At 71.4% G+C, this 19,348-nt stretch carries 17 protein-coding genes and 1 pseudogene; 15 read left to right on the top strand and 3 right to left on the bottom strand.

All coding sequences use genetic code 11. From position 1 onward, the window contains the following. Positions 1 to 40 precede the first annotated feature (40 nt). From ACZ7L4_RS25920 to ACZ7L4_RS25880, 9 genes and pseudogenes are all read left to right on the top strand, one after another. Positions 41 to 1,177 carry an LLM class flavin-dependent oxidoreductase gene (locus ACZ7L4_RS25920; RefSeq protein ID WP_472106081.1) on the top strand — a complete coding sequence of 379 codons (1,137 nt, stop codon included), beginning with the start codon at positions 41 to 43 and terminating at the stop codon, positions 1,175 to 1,177. After that, positions 1,174 to 1,563, top strand: a pseudogene (locus ACZ7L4_RS25915) (GNAT family N-acetyltransferase); the annotation flags it as partial. The gene ACZ7L4_RS25920 and the pseudogene ACZ7L4_RS25915, both read left to right, overlap by 4 nt. Before the next feature lie 87 nt (positions 1,564 to 1,650). Next, positions 1,651 to 2,562 carry an amino acid ABC transporter permease gene (locus ACZ7L4_RS25910; RefSeq protein ID WP_472107346.1) on the top strand — a complete coding sequence of 304 codons (912 nt, stop codon included), beginning with the start codon at positions 1,651 to 1,653 and terminating at the stop codon, positions 2,560 to 2,562. Continuing rightward, positions 2,559 to 3,323 (top strand): amino acid ABC transporter ATP-binding protein, encoded by a 765-nt coding sequence (locus ACZ7L4_RS25905; RefSeq protein ID WP_472106079.1) that lies wholly within the window; start codon positions 2,559 to 2,561, stop codon positions 3,321 to 3,323. The genes ACZ7L4_RS25910 and ACZ7L4_RS25905 overlap by 4 nt, the downstream gene beginning before the upstream one ends. Positions 3,324 to 3,367: 44 nt before the next feature. Continuing rightward, entirely contained in the window at positions 3,368 to 4,357 is a 990-nt protein-coding gene (locus tag ACZ7L4_RS25900) for an ABC transporter substrate-binding protein (protein ID WP_472106077.1), read from the top strand. 46 nt (positions 4,358 to 4,403) lie between these two features. Next, a complete protein-coding gene (locus ACZ7L4_RS25895; protein WP_472106075.1) occupies positions 4,404 to 5,606 on the top strand; it encodes an LLM class flavin-dependent oxidoreductase in 1,203 nt (400 codons plus the stop codon). A gap of 16 nt (positions 5,607 to 5,622) precedes the next feature. Continuing rightward, complete coding sequence (locus ACZ7L4_RS25890; RefSeq protein ID WP_472106073.1) at positions 5,623 to 7,005, top strand: NtaA/DmoA family FMN-dependent monooxygenase; 1,383 nt, start codon at positions 5,623 to 5,625, stop codon at positions 7,003 to 7,005. Next, entirely contained in the window at positions 6,998 to 8,125 is a 1,128-nt protein-coding gene (locus ACZ7L4_RS25885) for an MsnO8 family LLM class oxidoreductase (RefSeq protein WP_472106071.1), read from the top strand. Before ACZ7L4_RS25890 ends, ACZ7L4_RS25885 begins: the two co-directional genes overlap by 8 nt. 270 nt (positions 8,126 to 8,395) lie before the next feature. Further along, positions 8,396 to 9,085: a glutathione S-transferase C-terminal domain-containing protein gene (locus ACZ7L4_RS25880; protein WP_472106069.1), complete on the top strand. Its 690-nt coding sequence runs from the start codon at positions 8,396 to 8,398 to the stop codon at positions 9,083 to 9,085. Here the strand turns inward: ACZ7L4_RS25880 and mltG are convergent. Further along, positions 9,064 to 9,873, bottom strand: coding sequence for an endolytic transglycosylase MltG (gene mltG / locus ACZ7L4_RS25875; RefSeq protein WP_472106067.1), 810 nt, complete (start codon positions 9,871 to 9,873; stop codon positions 9,064 to 9,066). The two genes, ACZ7L4_RS25880 and mltG, sit on opposite strands and share 22 nt — an antisense overlap. Before the next feature lie 63 nt (positions 9,874 to 9,936). Further along, positions 9,937 to 11,121: a PucR family transcriptional regulator gene (locus ACZ7L4_RS25870; RefSeq protein ID WP_472106065.1), complete on the bottom strand. Its 1,185-nt coding sequence runs from the start codon at positions 11,119 to 11,121 to the stop codon at positions 9,937 to 9,939. 124 nt (positions 11,122 to 11,245) lie between these two features. Between ACZ7L4_RS25870 and ureA the strand changes: the two genes are divergently transcribed. Genes ureA through ACZ7L4_RS25845 form a run of 5 tightly spaced genes read left to right on the top strand, consistent with a single transcriptional unit; the run spans position 11,246 to position 18,284 of the window. Next, entirely contained in the window at positions 11,246 to 11,848 is a 603-nt protein-coding gene (ureA, locus tag ACZ7L4_RS25865; RefSeq protein ID WP_472106063.1) for an urease subunit gamma, read from the top strand. Next, entirely contained in the window at positions 11,845 to 13,530 is a 1,686-nt protein-coding gene (locus tag ACZ7L4_RS25860; protein WP_472106061.1) for an urease subunit alpha, read from the top strand. The genes ureA and ACZ7L4_RS25860 overlap by 4 nt, the downstream gene beginning before the upstream one ends. Before the next feature lie 22 nt (positions 13,531 to 13,552). Continuing rightward, positions 13,553 to 15,271 carry an amidohydrolase gene (locus ACZ7L4_RS25855; RefSeq protein ID WP_472106059.1) on the top strand — a complete coding sequence of 573 codons (1,719 nt, stop codon included), beginning with the start codon at positions 13,553 to 13,555 and terminating at the stop codon, positions 15,269 to 15,271. Beyond that, positions 15,268 to 16,602 (top strand): MFS transporter, encoded by a 1,335-nt coding sequence (locus ACZ7L4_RS25850; protein WP_472106057.1) that lies wholly within the window; start codon positions 15,268 to 15,270, stop codon positions 16,600 to 16,602. The genes ACZ7L4_RS25855 and ACZ7L4_RS25850 overlap by 4 nt, the downstream gene beginning before the upstream one ends. Further along, positions 16,599 to 18,284, top strand: coding sequence for a thiamine pyrophosphate-dependent enzyme (locus ACZ7L4_RS25845; protein WP_472106055.1), 1,686 nt, complete (start codon positions 16,599 to 16,601; stop codon positions 18,282 to 18,284). Before ACZ7L4_RS25850 ends, ACZ7L4_RS25845 begins: the two co-directional genes overlap by 4 nt. A gap of 3 nt (positions 18,285 to 18,287) precedes the next feature. Here ACZ7L4_RS25845 and ACZ7L4_RS25840 read toward each other — a convergent pair whose 3' ends face one another. Further along, positions 18,288 to 18,575 carry a GNAT family N-acetyltransferase gene (locus ACZ7L4_RS25840; protein ID WP_472106053.1) on the bottom strand — a complete coding sequence of 96 codons (288 nt, stop codon included), beginning with the start codon at positions 18,573 to 18,575 and terminating at the stop codon, positions 18,288 to 18,290. Positions 18,576 to 18,740: 165 nt separating this feature from the next. Between ACZ7L4_RS25840 and ACZ7L4_RS25835 the strand changes: the two genes are divergently transcribed. Then, entirely contained in the window at positions 18,741 to 19,298 is a 558-nt protein-coding gene (locus tag ACZ7L4_RS25835) for a TetR/AcrR family transcriptional regulator (RefSeq protein ID WP_472107344.1), read from the top strand. Positions 19,299 to 19,348: the final 50 nt, after the last annotated feature.

Here is a 19,348-nt window from a genome sequence, read left to right as displayed (position 1 = left end):
GCCCGCAGGCGGATCTCGCCGCCTCCGAAAGGCCCACCCCATGCCCGTGGAATTCCTCGGCATCGCCGCCACCAACGACGGCTCCGAGACCACCGCCCGTTCCGGCGCCGCCTTCGACAAGGAGTACACACTCCGGCTCGCCCGCGCCCATGAGGACCACGACTGGGACCGGGTGCTGTTCGCGTACGGCTCAGGATCGCCCGACCCGGCACCGGCCGCCGCCTACATCGCGAGCCGCCTCGACCGCCTGCAGATCCTGCTCGCCCACCGGCCCAACGTCTCGTACCCCACCTTCGCCGCCAAGACCTTCGCCACCCTCGACCAGATCAGCGGGGGCCGGCTCACCGTCCACTTCATCACCGGCGGCAACGACCACGAGCAGGGCCGCGAGGGCGACACCCTCACCAAGGACGAGCGCTACACCCGCACCCGCGAGTACATCCAGCTCGTCAAGAAGATCTGGACCACCCACGAGCCCTTCGACCACGAGGGCGAGCACTACCGCTTCCACGACTTCGTCAGCGATGTCTTCCCCGTCCAACAGCCCCGCCCGGGTGTCTCGTTCGGAGGCTCTTCCGCCGCCGCGTACGCCGCCGGGGGAGCGGAGGCCGACATCTACTGCCTGTGGGGCGAGCCGCTGGCGAAGACCGCCGAGCAGATCGAGACCGTGAAGGCCGCCGCGCGGGCCGCGGGCCGCACCGACGTCCCGCGCATCCAGGTCGCCTTCCGCCCGATCATCGCACCGACCGAGGAACTGGCCTGGGAGAAGGCCCACCGCACGGTCGGCGCCATCAAGGCCCGCAAGGAGCGGGGCGAGCGCATCGGCAGGCGCCACCACGGACAGTCCGAGCCTCAAAACACCGGCTCGCAGCGGCTCATCGCCATCGCCGAGGCGGGCGAGCGCTACGACCGCGCCCTGTGGACCCCGACGGCCGCAGCGACCGGCGGCGCGGGCAACTCCAACGCCCTCGTCGGCACCCCGGAGACCGTCGCCCAGGCCCTGCTCGACTATTACGACCTCGGCGTCGACATCCTCTCCGCGCGCGGCTACGACCTCCTGGACGACGCCATCGACTTCGGCCGGTACGTGATCCCGATCGTGCGCGAGGAGGTCGCCAAGCGCGACGCCGAGCGCGCGGCCCACGGGACCGGGGCGCCCGCGGCGGTGGGCGCATGACCTCCCTCGCCCAACCACCGGCGCCGTCCGAGGACTTGACGGTCGTGCACGTACCCGTCTCCGACCCGCGGGTCGAACCCCTGCTGCGCGAGCTCGGCGACGAGTACTCGACCCGCTACGGCAAGGACGCCCACGCCGAGATCGCCCGGTACCCCGACGAGGAGTTCACGCCCGCGCACGGCGGGCTGCTGCTCCTCGTCCTCGAGAACGGCGAACCCGTCGCGGGCGGCGCCTTCCGCCGCTACGACACCGACACCGCCGAGCTGAAGCGGATCTGGACCCACTCCGCCCACCGTCGGCGCGGGCTCGCCCGCCGCGTCGTCGACGAACTGGAACGCGAGGCCGGCGAGCGCGGCTACCGGCGGATCCACCTCACCACCGGCCCGCGCCAGCCCGAGGCCCGCGGCCTGTACCTCGCCACCGGGTACACGCCGCTGTTCGACACCGAGGCCGACCCCGAGTCCATCGGCCCGCTGCCCTTCGAGAAGCACCTCCCCGGCGCCGAGCCGACCGCACCGGACAACCCGGCCTCCCTCAAAGTGGTCCCGATCCGCCACTACGCCCGCTGGGTCGCGGCCGTCGCCGTGCTCGTCCTGGTCGCCCAGTTCGCGCACGGACTGCTGACCAACCCCGTCTGGGAATGGAACGTCTTCCGCGACTACGTGCTGTCCGAGACGATCGTGCAGGCAGTCTGGGTGACACTCCAACTCACCGTCTACGCGACCGTGTTGGGATTCCTGCTCGGCACGGTGCTGGCCTTCATGCGGCTCTCGCAGAGCCCGGTGCTGCAGACCGTGGCCTGGACGTACATCTGGATCTTCCGGTCCATCCCGATGATCGTCCAGCTCGTCTTCTGGTTCAATCTCAGCGCGCTCTACAAGGAGTTGGGCCTCGGCATCCCCTTCGGCCCGGTGTTCTGGTCCGTCGACAGCAACAGCCTCATCGGCACCATCGGGGCCGCCGTCATCGGCCTCACCCTGCACCAGGCCGCGTACGCCGCGGAGATCGTCCGCGGGGGAGTCATCTCCGTCGACCGGGGCCAGCTGGAGGCCGCCGCGGCCCTCGGCATCCCGCGCCTTCGGCAGGTCCGCCGCATCGTGCTGCCGCAGGCCATGCGCGCCATCCTGCCTACGGCGGGCAACGAGATCATCGGCCTGCTCAAGGGCACCTCCGTGGTCTACGTGATGTCCATCGGCGAGCTCTTCTACCAGGCCCAGGTCATCTATGGCCGCAACGGCCGGGTCATCCCGCTGCTCCTCGTAGCCACCGCCTGGTACGTGGTCCTGACCTCGCTCCTGTCCATCGCCCAGCACTACGTGGAACGCCGATACGCCCGGGGCACCACCGCCCCCAAGACACTCCGAGCCCTGGGAGCCCGACGATGAACAAGCCGATGGTGGACATCCAGGACGTCCACAAGAGTTTCGGCCCGCTGGAGGTGCTGCGCGGCGTCGACCTGCGCGTGCACGCCGGAGAGGTCACCGTGATCCTCGGCCCGTCCGGCTCGGGCAAGTCCACACTGCTGCGCACCATCAACCACCTGGAGAAGGTGAACAGCGGCTGGATCAGCATCGACGGCGAACTCATCGGCTACCGCCGCGCCGGCAACAAGCTGCACGAACTGCGCGAGAAGGACGTCCTGAAGCAGCGCACCCACATCGGGTTCGTGTTCCAGGACTTCAACCTCTTCCCGCACCTGACCGTCCTGGACAACCTGATCGAGGCCCCCGTCTCCGCTTTGCGCCGCCCGCGCAAGGAGGCCGAGGACACCGCCCGGAAACTGCTCGACCGCGTCGGACTCGGCGACCGGGCCGACGCCTACCCGCGCCAGCTCTCCGGCGGCCAGCAGCAGCGCGTCGCCATCGCCCGCGCGCTCGCCCTCGAACCCAAGGTGCTGCTCTTCGACGAGCCCACCTCCGCGCTCGACCCGGAACTGGTGGGCGAAGTCCTCGATGTCATCAAGGACCTGGCGAGCACCGGCACCACCATGATCGTCGTCACCCACGAGATCGGCTTCGCCCGCGAGGTCGCCGACACCGTCGTGTTCATGGACGGCGGCGTCGTCGTGGAGCAGGGGACACCCGCGGCCGTCCTCGACGCCCCGCGCCACGAACGCACCCGCGCCTTCCTCTCCAAGGTCCTGTGACCGGCCGCCCCCACCCCGCTTCGTACGCAAGGAGAACCACCACCGTGACCACCACCCTCGCCCGTCGCCGGACGACCGCCGCGGCCGCCCTCTCGCTCGCCACCGCCCTCCTCCTCGCCGCCTGCAGCAACCCCTCCGACGGCGGCACCACCGAGGTCGCGGACGGCTCGGGCGCCAAGGCGAAGATCAACCTCAGCCCCGAGCAGCACCGTGTCACCACCGGCAAGGTCGACTCCATAGCCGACGAGGTGCCCGAGCGGATCCGCAGACGAGGAACCCTCGAGGTCATCGGCTCCTCCAGCTCCGCCGCGCCGCTCGGCTTCCACGCCACCGACAACAAGACCGTCATCGGCGTCGAGCCCGACCTCGCCCACCTCGTCGCCGACGTCCTGGGACTCAAGGTGCGCCGCACCACCGCCTCCTGGGAGAACATCTTCGTCGGCCTCGACAGCGGCAAGTACGACGTGGGCCTGAGCAACATCACGGTCACCGAGGACCGCAAGGAGAAGTACGACTTCGCCACCTACCGCAAGGACAACCTCGGCTTCGAGGCCAAGAAGGGCAGCGGCCTGAAGGTCACCGGGCCGGAGGACGTGGCGGGGAAGACGGTCGCCGTGGGCAGCGGCACCAACCAGGAGAAGCTGCTCATCGAGTGGAGCAAGGCGAACGTGAAGGCGGGCCGCAAGCCGGTCGACATCAAGTACTACCAGAACGACAGCGACACCTACCTCGCCCTGCAGTCCGGCCGCATCGACATCTACCTGGGCCCCAACCCGACCGCCGCCTACCACGCGGCCAGCACCGGGAAGACCGAGGTCGTCGGCACGTACTCGGGCGCGGGCGCGAAGCTCCAGGGCCTCATCGCGGCCACCACCAAGAAGGACAGCGGGCTCGTGAAGCCGCTTGCCGACGCGCTCGACCACGTCATCGACAACGGCAGCTACGCGAAGGTCCTCAAGCGCTGGGGCCTGTCCGACGAGGCGGTCACCAAATCGAGGATCAACCCGCCCGGGCTCCCCAAGACCGGCAAGTAGCCACGCCCGTCAGCATCCCTGTCGGCTGTTCACGAAAGGCACCTTCGTGTCTCCATCGCCCTCTGACTCCCTGCACCTCGCCGTCGCCCTCGACGGCACCGGGTGGCACCCCGCCTCCTGGCGCGAGCCCGTGTCCCGGCCGCGCGAGCTGTTCACCGCCGCGTACTGGGCCGAACTCGTCGCCGAGGCCGAGCGCGGCCTGCTCGACTTCGTCACCATCGAGGACGGGCTCGGCCCGCAGTCGAGCCACTTCCTCGAACCGGACGAGCGCACCGACCAGGTCCGCGGCCGCCTCGACGCCGTACTGATCGCCTCGCGGATCGCCCCGCTGACCCGGCACATCGGCCTGGTCCCCACGGCCGTGGTCACGCACACCGAGCCGTTCCACCTCTCCAAGGCCATCGCCACCCTCGACTACGTCAGCGAGGGCCGCGCCGGGCTCCGCGTCCAGGTCACCGCCCGCCCGAACGAGGCCGCCCACTTCGGCCGCCGCACCATCGACCCCATCGACGCCTACGACAGCCCGGTCGCGCGGGAGTTGGTGACCGACCTCTTCGACGAGGCCGCCGACTACGTGGAGGTCGTGCGGCGGCTGTGGGACAGCTGGGAGGACGGCGCCGAGATCCGCGACGCCGCGACGGGCCGCTTCATCGACCGGGACAAGCTGCACTACATCGACTTCCAGGGCAGCCGCTTCAGCGTCCGCGGTCCTTCGATCACCCCCCGCCCGCCGCAGGGGCAGCCGCTCGTCACCGCCCTCGCCCATGACACCGTCCCGTACCGCCTGGTGGCCCGCGCCGCCGACGTCGGGTACATCACCCCGCACGACGCCGAGCAGGCCCGCGGCATCGTGGGCCGGATCCGCGCCGAGCAGGACACGGCCGGACGCGCCGACGAGCCCCTGCACGTCTTCGGCGACCTCGTGGTGTTCCTCGACGAGGACCCCGCCGCCGCGACGGCCCGCCGGGAACGGCTGGACGCGCTCGACGGAGCGCCGTACGAGAGCGACGCCCCGGTCTTCGCGGGCACCCCCGCTCAACTCGCCGACCGGCTCCAGGAGTTGCAGGCGGCAGGGCTCACCGGGTTCCGGCTGCGGCCCGCCGTCGTGGGACACGACCTCCCGGCCATCACCCGGGGCCTCGTCCCCGAGCTCCAGCGCCGCGGCCTCTTCCGCCGCGCGTACGAGGCCGACACCCTGCGCGGACTCCTCGGCCTCGACCGCCCCGCCAACCGCTACGCCGCCGCGTGAGCCGGAGGGAACTCCCATGACCAAGCCACTGAAGCAGATCCATCTGGCCGCCCACTTCCCCGGCGTCAACAACACCACCGTGTGGAGCGACCCGCGGGCCGGCAGTCACATCGAGTTCAGCTCCTTCGCCCACTTCGCGCGGACCGCCGAACGCGCCAAGTTCGACTTCCTGTTCCTCGCCGAGGGTCTTCGCCTGCGCGAACAGGGCGGCGAGATCTACGACTTGGACGTCGTCGGCCGCCCCGACACCTTCACCGTCCTCGCCGCGCTCGCCGCCGTCACCGAGCGCATCGGGCTCACCGGCACCATCAACTCCACCTTCAACGAGCCCTACGAGGTGGCCCGCCAGTTCGCGAGCCTCGACCACCTCTCCGGCGGCCGCTCCGCCTGGAACGTCGTCACCTCCTGGGACGCCTTCACCGGCGAGAACTTCCGCCGCGGCGGCTTCCTCCCGCAGCGCGAACGCTACTCGCGCGCCCGGGAGTTCCTCGCCACCGCGAACGAACTCTTCGACTCCTGGCACGACGACGAGATCCTCGCCGACCAGGAGACCGGCGCCTTCCTGCGCGACGCCAAGGCCGGCTCCTTCGCACACACCGGAGCGCACTTCGACATCCACGGCCGGTTCAACGTCCCGCGCTCCCCGCAGGGCCGCCCGGTCGTCTTCCAGGCAGGCGACTCCGACGAGGGCCGCGAGTTCGCCGCCGCCGAGTCCGACGCCATCTTCAGCCGACACGGCACCCTCGACGCGGGCCGCGACTTCTACGCGGACGTGAAGTCCCGCCTCGCCAAGTACGGCCGCGGGGAAGACCAGTTGCTCATCCTGCCCGCCGCCACCTTCGCGCTCGCCGACACCGACGCGGAGGCCGAGGAACTCGCCCGCGAGGTGCGCCGCCACCAGGTCAGCGGGGCCACCGCCCTCAAGCACCTGGAGTTCGTCTGGAACCGGGACCTCTCCTCGTACGACCCGGAGGGACCGCTGCCCGACATCGACCCGGACGTCGGCGACACCCACATCGCCGAGGGCCGCGCCCAGGTCCGCATGTACCGGGACCCCCTCGCCACCGCCCGCGAGTGGCGCGAGCTCGCCGCCGCCAACAAGTGGTCCATCCGCGACCTCGTCATCCACACCGGCAACCGGCAGAACTTCGTCGGCTCCCCGGCCACCATCGCCAACACCATCAACGAGTACGTGCAGGCCGACGCCGCCGACGGCTTCATCCTCGTCCCGCACATCACCCCGGGCGGCCTCGACGAATTCGCCGACAAGGTGGTCCCGCTCCTCCAGGAACAGGGCGTGTTCCGCACGGAGTACGAGGGCACGACCCTGCGCGAGCACCTCGGCCTCGCCCACCCCGACGACGCCCCCGCGACCACCGAGGAGCTCTCCCGTGTCTGACATCCCCCTCGCCGTCCTCGACCTGGTCCCGGTCCCGTCCGGCTCGACCGCGGGCGACGCCCTGCGCAACTCCATCGACCTCGCCCAGCAGGCCGAGCGGTTCGGCTACGCCCGCTACTGGTTCGCCGAGCACCATCTCAATCCCGGCGTCGCCGGCACCTCGCCCGCCGTCGTTCTCGCCCTGACGGCGTCCGCCACCGACACCATCCGGCTCGGCTCCGGCGCCGTACAGCTCGGCCACCGCACCGCGCTGTCCACGGTGGAGGAGTTCGGGCTTCTCGACGCCCTGCACCCTGGCCGCATCGACCTCGGCCTCGGCCGATCCGGCGGCCGCCCGCCCGCGCAGCCGACGGCTCCGAAGCCGACCGCGACCCCCGTCGTCGACGGCGCCGCCCCCAACGGCCTCGTCATCCCGCCCCGCTTCTCCTTCGAGCACCTCCTCGGCTCACCCCGCGTCGCGCTGCAGCGCAAGCTGCTCCAGCAGCCGGGCGCGCAGGCGCAGGACTACGCCGAACAGATCGACGACATCCTCGCCCTGTTCGCCGGCGCCTACATATCGCCGGACGGCGTCGAGGCACACGTCGTACCGGGGGAAGGGGCCGACGTCGACGTGTGGATCCTGGGCAGCAGCGGCGGCGAGAGCGCCGAGGTGGCCGGCGCGCGCGGACTGCCGTTCGCCGCGAACTACCACGTCAGCCCCGCCACGGTCCTGGAGGCGGTGGAGGGGTACCGGTCCTTCTTCCGGCCCTCCGACACCCTCGACAAGCCGTACGTCAGTGTCTCCGCGGACGTCGTCGTCGCCGAGGACGACGCCACCGCCCGCGAACTCGCCACCGGCTACGGCCTGTGGGTGCGCAGCATCCGCAACGCCGAGGGTGCCATCGACTTCCCGACGCCGGAGGAGGCCCGCAAGCACGCGTGGACCGACGCCGACCGGGCGCTCGTGCAGGACCGCCTCGACACCCAGTTCGTCGGCTCGCCGACCACCGTGGCCCGCCGTCTGGCCCAGCTCCAAGAGGCCACCGGGGCCGACGAACTGCTCATCACGACCATCACCCACGACCACGCCGACCGGGTCCGCTCCTACGAGCTGCTGGCCGAGGAGTGGAAGCGCTCTTGACGCGGAGTCGACACGGCCACACACTCCCCTAAGGGAATCCTAGTGAAACGGTAGGGAATGATGGACGGTGCGGCGCGGGACACCGGCAGCCCGGCTGTCCGCGCCGCCGTCGGGGCACTGCCCCGGCTCACGTCCCGCCGTCACATCGACCTCGCGCGGGTGTGCAGCGCGGCGAGTTCTCCCCACGGCGGCGGCCGAGTCGCCGCCCACGCCTGACACTTCCGTACGCCTGCCCGTACGCCCGTGATCGAGCACCCCTCAGGGAGACGCATGTCCGCCACAGCGCCCACCGCCGTGCCGTCCTTCCGGAGCCGTATCGGCTGCGACGCGCGCAGCGGCTACTACGCCGCGCCGCACCGCTTCCGCCTCCACCTGTCGCCCGCCTGCCCGCACTGTCTGCAGATCGCCGTCACCCACAGCCTGCTCGGCCTCGACGACACCCTCCCGGTGACCCTGCTGCCCGCGGTCCCGGACGCACCCGGCGGCGGGCACCTGGCGCTGGTCCCGCTGTACGAGGCGACGTCGCACCAGCACCCGGGCCCTGCGGTGGCACCGGTGCTCAGCGACGACTGGACCGGCCGCATCGTCAGCACGCACACCGGTGACATCCTGCACGACCTGGCCCGGCACTTCGGCGGCCACGGCCCCGACCTTCTCCCGCGCGGAGCGGAGGACTCGGTCGAGGCGGTGGGCCGGCTGTGCGAGCGCGGCATCAGCGTCTCCGCGCACGCCACGTTGGTGCGGGCGCTCGACGTCCTGGAGCGGCGGCTCTGCGGCCGCGAGCACATCCTCGGCGGCGAACTCACCCTCGCGGACGTCCGGTTGTGGGCCACCCTGGTGCAATTGGACGCCACCACCCCGATCATCGGCCGCCCCCGGCTCGCCGCGTACCTGCGCCGCCTCTCCGAGCACCCCGCGTTCGCGCCCCACCTCGCGCGTTACTCCTTCGCGCTCGCCTGACGCGAGTTGAACTCCTCGACGTTCTTCTTCTGCTCCTCGTAGCTGTCGGTGAACCGGGTGTCCCCGGGGCCGACCGTCACGAAGTACAGCCAGTCGCCCTCGGGCGGGGCGATGGCCGCGTCGATGGCGTCCTCGCCCGGATTCCCGATGGGCGTGGGCGGCAGGCCCTTGTGCTCGTACGTGTTGTACGGGCTGTCGGTCTTCGTATCCGCGTGGCTGGTGTCGAGGGTCGAGCGGTCCAGGGCGTAGTTGATGGTGGAGTCCATCTGGAGCTTCATGCCCTGGTCGAGCCGGTTGTAGATGACCCGGGCGACCTTCCCCATGTCCTCGTGGGTGTCGGCCTCCGCCTGCACGATGCTGGCGATGACCACGGTCTCGTAGACGGAGACGCCGTTGGTGTCGGCCCCCTTGGTGATGTGGTCGGCCTTGAGCCGCTGGTCGGCGGTGTTGGTCATGTACGAGAGCAGCGACGTCGGGGTGGTGTTCTTGTCGACGGGATACGTGGCCGGGAACAGGTAGCCCTCGGGGTTGCCGTCCGCGTCGCCCGGCAGGGTGAGGTGTGCCTTGGAGGCGGCCTTCTTGGTGGTTCCTTCGTCGACGTCAAGGGCCTTGTCCACGTCCTCGTACACCTGGCTCGCGCGGTACCCCTCCGGGATCACCACCTTCTCGGCCCGCCCTGGCTCCTTCCCGCCGAACACCACCACCAGCGGCACGACGATCGCCGCGGCGACGGCGAAGGCCACGACAACCAGCACGATCAACTTGCCGCGACGGCTGAGTCGGCTCACTTTTCCTGTCTTGTCCTCAGGCACAGGGGAACGCTAGCCGATCAAGCCCCTGCGGCGACCCGGTCACCTCACCCGCAACGCCACCGCCAACAGCGCTGCATCCGCCGGCCTGCGCAGATCACGGCCAGTGAGTTCGTGGAACCGGTTGAACCGGTGCTGCACCGTGTTGCGGTGGCAGTACAGCTCGTCGGCCGTGTCGGCGATGGAGCCCGAGCCCGCCAAGTGGACCCGCACCGTGTGCAGCAGCCGGTCCGCCTCGCCGCGCGTGACACCGGGCCCGTGCAGCGCGCCCAGCACATCGGCCGCCAGATCGCGGCCGAAGTCACCCGCCCGGTGGGCCAGCACATCGAGCCAGCTGTCCTCCAGGAGCCGCGGGGAGCGCGTGTCCGCGGGCAGCACCTGCGCCGTCGCCACCGCGAGCACCGTGGCCCGCGGCACCGCGGCGAGCCCGGCCGCCTGCGGTGCCACCCCGCACGGCGAGTCGTGCAACTGGTCGAGGATGTACGGGCGGGTGATCCGGCCACTGAGCTGCACCACCAGGACCGCGTCCCCGCCGACCATCTGCTGCTGCACCGCGGCGCCCGCCCCGCGCAGCGCGAGGCCCGCCCGGTGCAGCCCTGGCCCGGCCGCCGCGGACGACGCCGCGCACAGGAACCGGCCGTCGTCAGCGAGCCCCAGGGCGCGGCCCGCGTCCCGTACGACGGTCGGATTGCGGCCCTCGGTCTCCAGGAGCCGGGCGAACCACATGCGCCGCTCGTCCTCCTCGCGGCGCCCCATCTCCAGGACCGTGCGCTGGTACGCCGTCATGATCCCGGTGACATGCCGCTCGACCGCCTCCCACACGTGGTACGCCGAGCCCGCCAGATCGGCCATGTCCTCGGGGCGCGCCCGGTTCACGAGCGCCTGCCACACCACCCGGAAGTCGAGGCGGGCCGCCTCCAGGAGCGCGTCGAGCGGGACGCCCTGCCGGGCCCGGTCCTCGCCCACCCGCCGCGAGACGTCCGCGATGTGCGGCGGCACCGGGAGCCGGGCCACCGTGCGCAGCAGCAATTCGAAGGCCTGCCAGGCCGAATCCCGGAACTGGATGTCCGGCACCTGGGTCTCGTACGAGGTGCGCACCGGGCCGACCATCTCCAGCCAGTCACCGATCAGGTCCTCCACATTGTCCAGGCACTGACCGGCGAGTTCGGCGATGCGCGGAGACGTCGGGGGCAGCCCGGGACGGCCCCGGCCTTCGGAATTGTGCATGTGACCAATTCTCGGTGGCACGGGGGCGATGTTTCAACGTTGGTTCGGTGGCCGTGACCCAGGATCCTGGTGCGATCCCTGGGCGGAGCGTCCGGGGCCCGCCGACCAGGAGGGCCATCCGACCGTGCACTTGACCCCTCGTGAACAGGAACGGCTCCAGCTGTTCACCGTCGCCGAACTCGCGCGCCGTCGCCGCGCGCGCGGCCGCCGACTGAACGCCCCCGAGGCGATCGCCCTGATCTGCGACGAGATCCTGGAGGCCGCCTGGGACGGGCTGAGCCTCGACGAGGTGATCGAGGCGGCGGAGCGGGTGCTCACCGTCGACGACGTGCTGGACGGCGTCGCCGACATCGTGACGACCGTGCAGGTGGAGGCACTGTTCCCGAGCGGCACGTCACTCGTCGCCGTCGACCGGCCGATCGGCCCCGCCAGTGCCGAGGGCCCGGGCGCCGTGCGCACCGCCGACGCACCGCCCGTCGAGATCAACGTGGGCCGCCCGCGCACCGCCCTCACCATCCGCAACACCGGCGACCGCGTCGTCTACATCTCCTCGCACTACCCGCTGCACGAGGCCAACCAGGCGCTCGAACTCGACCGCGAGAGGGCCCGCGGGCTGCGGCTCGACATCGCCGCCGGCACCGCCCTCGCCTTCGAACCCGGCGAGAAGCGCGAAGTCGCCGTCATCCCCGCAAGCCACAAGGCCCGTACGACCCAGGAGCGCGCATGACCAGCGTCGACCGCCGCACGTACCACGCCCTGTACGGGCCCACGACCGGCGACCGGATCCGGCTCGGCGACACCTGCCTGTGGGTGGAGGTCGAGGCCGACGACGGCACCCCGGGCGACGAACTCCTCGGCGGCTGCGGCAAGACGGTCCGCGACGGCCTGCTCGCCTCGCCGCGCTCCGACCGCGACTCCGCCCTCGACATGGTGGTCGCCGGTGTCGTCCTCATGGACCCGGTGCTCGGTGTGCGCAAGACCGACATCGGCATCAAGGACGGCCGGATCGTCTCCGTCGGAAGCGTCGGCAACCCGGACGTGATGGACGTCGAGTACGCCATCGACTCGCACACCTCGGTGGTGCCGGGGGAGGGGCTCATCGCGACGCCCGGCGTCGTCGACAGCCACGTCCACCTGTCCTCGCCCGAGGTCGCCCCGGCCGCGCTGTCCGCCGGAGTCACCACGCTCGTCGGCATGGGCCTCGGTGGTGTGTGGGAGATCGGCTGCAACCCGACGCACAACCTGCACACCCTGATGAGTTCCTGGCAGGGCACCCCGCTGAACATCGCCTTCCTGGCCCGCGGTTCGTCCAGTTCACGTGCTCTTCTCGACGAGATCACCCTCGCGGGGGCGGGTGGCTTCAAGATCCACGAGGACTTCGGGGCGACCCCGCGCATCATCGACACCTGCCTCGACACCGCCGAACAGGCCGACCTGCCGGTCGCGCTGCACACCGACTCCATGAACGAGTCGGGGTATCTGCGGGACACCCTCGGCGCCACGCGCGGCCGCACCGTGCACGCGTACCACGTGGAGGGCGGCGGCGGTCACCCCGACCTCCTGGAGATCCTCTCCGAGCCGAACATCCTGCCCTCGTCGACGACGCCCACCGTGCCGTACACCCCGAACACGGTCGGCGAGCTGTTCCCGATGACGATGACCGTGCACCGGCAGAACCACGCCTCCTCGAGCGATGTCGCCATCTCCAAGGGCCGGATCCGCGAGCACGCCATCGCCGCCGAGAACGCCCTGCACGACCTCGGCGCCATCTCCATCGTCAACTCCGACTCCATGGGCATGGGCCGGATCGCCGAGACCGTGCGCAGGACATGGCAGCTCGCCCACGTCCAGGCGCTCGCGAACGGGGGCGGGGGAGTGGAGCACCCGGACAACACAAGGGTGTTGCGCTACCTCGCGAAGATCACCCTCAACCCGGCGCTCGCGCACGGCCTCTCCCACGAGGTCGGCACCGTGCAGGCCGGACGGATGGCGGACCTGGTGCTGTGGGACCCCAAGTGGTTCGGCAGCAAGCCGGAGCTGGTCATCAAGTCCGGGTTCGTGGCCTGGGGCAACACGGGCTCCGGTTCCGGATCGACCCGGCTGACCCAACCCCGTTCCTACAAGCCCTACTTCGGATCGCTGGGTGCCGCGCCCGGCCGACTCGCCAAGGTCTTCGTCGCGGAGGCCGCGCTCAACGACCGCGCCGCGCGGGCCGCGCTGCCGGGCGGACTCACCTACGCCCCGATCCGCGACAGCCGCGGCCTGACCCGCTCCGACATGCTGCACAACACGGCGACGCCGCGGGTGGTGGTGCCGCGCGAACCCGCGCCCGTCCTCGTCGACGGGGTCGAGACGGGGACGCCGCCCGCGACAGAGGTACCGCTCGCGCAACTGCACCACTTCGCCTGAGCCCGAGGGGGACCTCGCTTCCATGCAGCTCGATCTGCTCGTCCGCAACGCCCGTATCCGCACCCTCGACCCCGAACGGCCCACCGCCGCAACCCTCGGCGTCCTCAACGGAGTCGTGGTCGGCCTCGACGAGGACGTGGCCGGACTCGGCGCGCGTCAGGTGCTCGACGCGGGCGGCGCCACCGTCGTGCCCGGCTTCAACGACGCGCACTGCCACACCGCCTGGTTCGGCCTCAACCTCACCCAGCTCGACGTCTCCACGGCCCGTTCCGCGGACGACGTGTACGCCGCCGTGGCCAGGCACGCGGAGGGCCTCGCCCCGGACGCCTGGGTGCTCGGCGCCGGGCTCGACCACAACAACCTCGGCGGCGTCTGGCCGCACCGCGACGCCCTCGACCGCGCGGCGGGCGGCCGGCCCGTCTGGATCAAGCACACGTCCGGGCACGCCTGCGTCGTCAACACACCCGTGCTGCACGCGGCCGGGGCGCTGGAGGACGGCTTCCGGGACCCGGACGGCGGTGTCGTGTCGCGCGACGAACACGGCCGTCCCGACGGCCTGTTGGAGGAGACCGCCCAGAGTCTCGCGCAGCGCCAGGTGCTGCCGTACCCGGTGGAGACCGTCGCCGACGCCGTCGACGCGGCGACCCGGCACTACCTCACCGAAGGTGTCACCAGCTTCACCGAGGCCGGGATCGGCGGCGGCTGGATCGGCCAGACACCGGTCGAGCTGGCGGCTTACCAACTCGCCCGCGAAAGCGGCCGATTGCACACCCGCGCCCAACTGATGGCCGCGTCCGACGTGCTGCACCCGCTGACCGCGCACACCGACGACGACATCACGCTCGGCCTCGACCTCGGTATGCGCACCGGTTTCGGCGACGACACGCTCTCCCTCGGCCCCGTCAAGATCTTCCTGGACGGCTCGCTCCTCGGGCGTACGGCGGCCGTCACCGAACCCTTCTGCGGCTGCCCGCACAACGAGGAGCGGCCCACCGGCTACTTCCAGGGCGACGCGGGCTCCATGACGGACCTCGTCGTCGCCGCGCACCGCTCCGGCTGGACGGTCGCCGCGCACGCCATCGGCGACCGCGCCGTCGACCTGGCCCTCGACGCCTTCGAACGCGCACACAAGGAACGGCCGCGCCCCAGCGTCCACCACCGTATCGAGCACGCCGGAATCGTCCGCCCCGAGCAGCTCGCCCGCTTCGCCGAACTCGGCGTCGTGCCCGTCCCGCAGCACAACTTCCTGCACACCTTCGGCGACGCCATGGCCGCCGCGCTCGGCCCCGAACGCACCGGCTGGTCGTACCGCATGCGCTCCTTCCTCGACCTCGGGCTGCCCGTCCCCGGCAGCTCCGACCGGCCCGTGGCGCCGGGCGCGCCGCTGCCCGCGATCCAGTCGATGGTCGTGCGCCTGACCGAAACAAAGGTCCCGTACGGCCTTGACGAAGGTGTTCCGGCCCTCGCCGCGCTGCGCGCCTGGACCGAGGGCTCGGCCCTCGCCACCGGATTCGGCGGACGCAAGGGGCGGCTCGCCCCCGGGTATCTGGCCGACCTCACCGTCCTGGACGGCGACCCCGTCCGCACGGACCCCGACCGCATCGGCGCGATCGGCGTCCTCGCCACCGTCGTGGACGGCGACCCTGCCCACGATCCGCACCACCTCACCCGCACACCCGCACGCCACGGTCCCCCTTCCGCTCCGGCCACCCAGGCCGCCCCTCCCCAGGAGACCCCGTGAGCACCACAGCGAAGCCCCCGATCAAGGACATCAGAAGGCTGTTGTTCGGCGCGTTCAGCGGCACCGCCCTGGAGTGGTACGACTACTTCCTCTACGGCACCGCCGCCGCGCTCGTCTTCAACAAGCTGTTCTTCACCGACCTCAGCGCGGCGGCCGGCACCCTCGCCTCCTTCGGCACGTTCGCCGTCGGCTTCGTCGCCCGGCCCATCGGCGCCGCGGTCTTCGGCCACATCGGCGACCGCTACGGGCGCAAGGTGTCCCTCATCATCACCGTCGTCATGATGGGAGCCACCACCGGCTGCATCGGCCTGCTGCCCTCGTACGACACCATCGGGATCTGGGCGCCGGCCCTGCTCACCGTCCTGCGCTTCGTCCAGGGCATCTCCGTCGGCGGCGAGTGGTCCGGGGCGATGCTGCTCACCCTGGAACACACCCCGAAGGAGAAGCACGGCAGCTACTCCTCCGTGCCCCAACTCGGCTCGCCCGTCGGCACGTTGATGTCCAGCGGCGCCTTCGCCCTCGTCGGCATGCTGCCCGACGACGCCTTCTACTCCTGGGGCTGGCGGCTGCCGTTCCTCGCCGCGTTCCCGCTGCTCGGCTTCGCGCTCTACCTGCGCGTACGCATCGAGGAGTCCCCGGTCTTCCGTGCCATGCAGGACGACGCCGAGCGCAACGGGCCGCCGCCCGCGCCGCTCGTCGAGGCGTTCCGCCGCACCTGGGGCCGCATGATCGTCGGCGTCGGGGCCGCGCTCCTGGGCGTCGGCGGCTTCTTCCTCATGACCACGTTCATCATCAGCTACGGCACCGGTGAACTCGGCATCGACAAACAGACGATGCTCAACGCCACCGTGGTCGGGGCCGTCGTCGAGATCGGTGTCATCATCGCCGGCGGACGGCTCGCGGACCGCATCGGCTCGTGGAAGGTGTGTGCCATCGGCGCCGCCGTCACCATGCTCGCCGCGTTCCCCGCCTTCTGGCTCGTCGACACCAAGCAGACGCCGCTGGTGTACCTCGGCGTCGCGCTCGGCATCGGCGCGCTGTCCATCCCGTACGGCCCGATCGGCGCTGTCGTCGCCTCGCCCTTCCCCGAGGAGTTCCGCTACAGCGCCGTCGCCATGTCGTACAACCTCGCCGGGGTGCTCGGCGGCTTCATCCCGCTCATCGCGGCCTCGGTCACCGGTGCGGCGGGCGGCGCCTCCTGGGGCGCCGCGCTGCTCCTCGTCGGCGTGGCCGCCTGCACCGTCGCCGGGTCCGTCGCGGCCGGCACGGTGCTGCGCAGGCACGGCTCCCTTCCCTCCAGCGACACACTGAACGCAAAGGTTCCCGCATGACCCCGCACCGCCTTGCCCGCACCGGCGGCCAGGTCCTCGTCGACCAGCTCCGGGCCCACGACGTCGACACCGTCTACGGTGTGCCCGGCGAGAGCTACCTCGCCGTCCTCGACGCGCTGCACGACTCCCCGGTCCGGATGGTGGTGTGCCGCCACGAGGGCGGCGCCGGATACATGGCGGAGGCCTCCGGAAAGCTCACCGGGCGCCCCGGCGTGTGCTTCACGACCCGGGGGCCGGGCGCCACCAACGCGCTGGTCGCCCTGCACACCGCCCACCAGGACGCCACCCCGCTCGTCCTGTTCATCGGCCTCGTGCCGCGCGGGCACACCGACCGGCACGCGTTCCAGGAGCTCGACCTGCGCGGCACGTTCGGCACCCATGCCAAGCTCGTCGAGACCATCGACGACGCGGCCCGCATCCCCGAGTACGTGGCCCGCGCCTTCGCCGTCGCGAGCAGCGGACGGCCGGGGCCCGTGGTCCTCGGGCTCCCGGAGGACATGCTGACGGACGTCGTCGAGGTCGCCGACGCCAGGCCGCTGCCGGTGCCGAAGGGTGGCGTGTCCGCCGAGGAACTCGCCGTACTGGAAGGCCTGTTGACCCGCGCTGAACGGCCAATGGTGCTGCTCGGCGGCAGCCGCTGGACGGATCAGGCCCGCGCCGATGTCCGCGCGTGGGCCGAGGCATGGTCCTTGCCGGTCGCCGTGGACTTCCGCTGCCAGGACCTGCTGGACAACGAGGCCGAGGTCTACGTCGGCAACCTCGGCTACGGGCGAGCCAGGGCGCTCTCCGATCGGGTGCGCGAGGCGGACCTGCTGGTGAGCGTCGGCGCGGCGCCCGGAGACGTCACGACGGACGGCTACCGGTCACTGCCCACGGTCGGCGACGACACGGCGGGCCCGCTCCTGGTGCAGGTGCTCCCCGAGGCGCAGCCGCCCGGCGTCGTTCACCGCGCCGAACTCACCCTGCTCGCCGCCCCCGAGGCCTTCGGTACCGCGATACGTGGCCTGCGTCCCGCCTCGCCCGTGCCCTGGGCAGAGCGCACCAAGGAGGCGCGGGCCGCACACCTGGCCGTCCGCACACCGGAGCCGGACGGCGATCCGCTCGACCTCGGGGAGGTCTTCGCACACCTCGACACCCGGCTCCCGGAGGACACCATCGTCACCTTCGGCGCGGGCAACCACGCCATCTGGGCGCAGCGCTTCCTGACGTACCGCGACGGCATGCGCCAACTCGGCCCGCGCAACGGCTCGATGGGCTACGGCGTGCCCGCCGCAGTGTCGGCCGCCATCGCCCACCCGGACCGCCGGGTGGTCTCCGTCGCGGGCGACGGCTGCTTCCTGATGAACGGGCAGGAGCTCGCCACCGCCGTGGCCGAGGGCGCGGCCCCGCTGATCCTCGTTCTGGACAACTCCCAGTACGGCACGATCCGCGCACACCAGGAGCGCGAGTACCCGGGCCGGGTCAGCGGCACGGCCCTCGGCAACCCGGACTTCGCCGCGTACGCCCAGGCCTTCGGCGCCCACGGCGAAACGGTCACGACGACCGAGGAGTTCGCCCCGGCCCTGGAGCGCGCGCTCACCTGTGGCCGCGCGGCGATCATCCAGCTCAAGGTGACGGAGGGCCGGCTGTCCCCGGGCGTCACCGTCACCTCCCTGCGCGAGAGGGGCCGCGCCAACCCCTGACCCCTACGAACGCAACCGGATCAGGCCCGCCTCGGTGGGCCTGAATCCGCATGCCTGGAAGTAGAAGTCGCGGAGTTCGGGCTCGAAGTCGACATGGAGCCACTCGCAGCCCGACTCCCGCGCACGGGCCGCCGCGAGGCGGACCACTGCCGTGGCGATACCGCGCCGCTGGTGTGTGCCCCGGGTCTTGGTGTCCCCCAGGAAGGCGTGGTCGCCGCGGGAGCGTACGAGGTCGACCATCTCCTCGTCGGAGACGGGATCACGCCATGCGCAGGGGAAGAATTCGCTCATGGAGCTTCACCTTTGCACACGGCGTGACCCGGGCCACGTACGAAACGGTTTCGTTTCATCGCGGGGGCGGGTTAGTCTGCCGTCGTACGAAACCGTTTCGTTCGGCACAGCCGTGAGGGGGAGCAGCGCGTGAGTGGGACCGGCACGACCGTGCGGCGCAGACGCATGACGGCCGAGCGCGAGGCGGAGTTGTACGACGCCGTGCTCGGGCTGCTGCGTGAAGTCGGTTACGACGCGCTGACCATGGACGCCGTCGCGGCCCGCACCCGGTCCAGCAAGGCCACGCTCTACCGCCAGTGGGGCGGCAAGGCCGCGCTCGTCGTCAAGGCGATGCGGCACCACAAGCCGGTCGACATCGCCGAGATCGACACCGGCACCCTCCGCGGTGACCTCCACACGCTCGCCCACCGGCACGACGACTGCTCCGTCGAGGAGTCGACTGCCCTGATGCGGGGACTCGCCATGGCGATGCACAGCGATCCGGATCTGCTGCGCGCGTTCCGGGAGTTGCTGATCGAACCGGAGCTGGAGGAGTTGGACCAGGTCCTCCAGAGAGCCGTCGCCCGGGGCGAGATCCGCGAGAGCAACCCGGCGATGGACTACACGCTGCACATGATGGTCGGCGCGATGGCGACCCGCGGCGTGATCGACGAACTGCCGCCCACCCAGGAGTACCTCATCTCATACATCGACGCAGTGGTCCTCCCCGCCCTCTGCGCCTGATTCCCCCCCCGTACACAACAGTTCCCCCCACACGCACCTGACGCCACCGC

The sequence above is a fragment of the Streptomyces sp. NPDC107575 genome, assembly GCF_055657265.1.
The sequence above is the reverse complement of the archived record's forward strand: the minus strand, read 5'-3'. Positions and strand labels throughout refer to the sequence as shown.